At 38.1% G+C, this 1,840-nt stretch carries 2 protein-coding genes; both read left to right on the forward strand.

The window, feature by feature from the left end; translation table 11 throughout:
* Positions 1 to 384, forward strand: a 384-nt coding sequence (locus OZD61_RS03790) for a rod shape-determining protein (protein ID WP_274979914.1), incomplete at its 5' end; no start/stop codon positions are given.
* 201 nt (positions 385 to 585) lie between these two features.
* Positions 586 to 1,698 (forward strand): tRNA 2-thiouridine(34) synthase MnmA, encoded by a 1,113-nt coding sequence (gene mnmA / locus OZD61_RS03795; RefSeq protein ID WP_274979915.1) that lies wholly within the window; start codon positions 586 to 588, stop codon positions 1,696 to 1,698.
* Positions 1,699 to 1,840: the final 142 nt, after the last annotated feature.

Consider the following 1,840-nt stretch of genomic DNA (forward strand, 5'->3'; position numbering starts at 1 on the left):
GGTTCAGCCAGTCTGCCAGGTGAAAATAACAAAGAGGGAATGATAATTAAAGGCAGGGATTTAGTGAGTGGCATGCCAAAAGAAATGCTTTTATCAGAATACCAAGTTGCAGAGAGTTTAATAGAGCCTGTACATCAGATAATTTCTGCTATTAAGACTGCGCTGGAGAGCACTCCACCTGAACTTTCTTCTGATATAGTCGATAGAGGAATAGTTTTATCCGGTGGTGGTGGATTATTACGTAATCTAGGTAAAGTTATCAGTGAAACAACAAAATTACCGGTTCGTGTTGCAGATGACCCGCTTTGTTGTGTTGCCTTAGGTAGTGGAAAAGTGCTTGAAAACATGGATTATTTTGGCCATGTTTTATTCAAGCAAGATTAAATTATTTTTGAAGGTAGTTTATCGAATTTTATAGCAAATTTTACCTCAAGCATAAAGATGTCATCCAAGTAGCCAACACTGGGATCAGAAAAATTGACTATAAACAAGCATGCTGTTTCGATGAAATTGTGTAATAGAAACTAGATTCCAGTGTCAGCTACTTGCATGACACCAAGTTTGTGCTTATAAATTAAGGCGATTATGCTAAAAGAATTTGAAATTGAACCTCTGCTAAAAGATAAAACTCCGCACCAGACTAAGGCTGTTGTTGCAATGTCCGGGGGAGTTGATAGCTCGGTTGCTGCAGCACTGCTACATAACCTTGGGTACCAGGTGATAGGTGTGACTCTTCAACTCTATGGCACTGACGGTAATGCTAACGCAAGAAAGGGTGCATGCTGCGCTGGACAGGATATTTATGACGCTAAGCGTGTAGCTGAAAGTGTTGGCTTTCCTCACTATATTTTAAACTATGAGGAAATATTCAAAAAGGAAGTAATAGAGGATTTTGCGAGTACCTATATGCGTGGGGAAACTCCCATACCATGCGTGAGATGTAACCAAACGGTAAAATTTCGTGATCTATTGCAAGTTACAAAAAATCTTGGTGCGGATGTGCTCGTAACAGGACATTACGTGAGAAGGTTAGAAAAAAATGGTGAGGTAAAGTTGTGCAGAAGTATTGATAAAAGTAAAGATCAAAGTTATTTTTTGTTTGCTACAACTCAAGAGCAGTTAAAGCTTTTGCGATTTCCGCTAGGTGGGTTCTATAAAAGTGATATAAGAAAATTAGCAAAATATTTCAGTTTACAAATTTCTGAAAAGCCAGACAGTCAAGATATATGCTTTGTTTCCGAAAGCTATAGTAAAACAATAGCTAAATTAGCTCCACAATCCGTACAGAAAGGCAGAATTGTGGATGTGAATGGAAAAGTGCTAGGCGAGCACAGTGGCATAGTAAATTTTACAGTGGGGCAAAGAAAGGGCTTGGGTATCGCACACAATGAACCTCTTTACGTGATAAAAATTAATACAGAGAATAATGAGGTTATAGTAGGTCCGATCAACGCATTAATGCAAAAAAAAATATTGATCAAAGAGTTAAATTGGTTAGAACAACCAAAGGAAGGTATGGAAGTAACTGTGAAGCTGAGATCATCACATGCGGGAAGTTTAGCAACAATACATTCAACTGATGAAAAAAATAAAGCCTGTGTCATTTTAAACGACGATTACTTTGGCATCAGTCCAGGTCAAGCCTGTGTAGCGTATAAAGATGAGCAAGTTATCGGCGGTGGATGGATATGCTCTTAACTAAAAGCTTTAATGCAGAGTGTAAACATACAATAGACTTCTTGCATAACCATATAACAGAAACGAAAAAACTTCCTTGACAAACCTCGCCAGCCCCCTTATCATGAAACTGAAGCTATTTATTTATCTTCTCTGTACAGAT

The sequence above is a fragment of the Wolbachia endosymbiont of Drosophila bocki genome (assembly GCF_028982005.1).
Classification (GTDB): domain Bacteria; phylum Pseudomonadota; class Alphaproteobacteria; order Rickettsiales; family Anaplasmataceae; genus Wolbachia; species Wolbachia pipientis.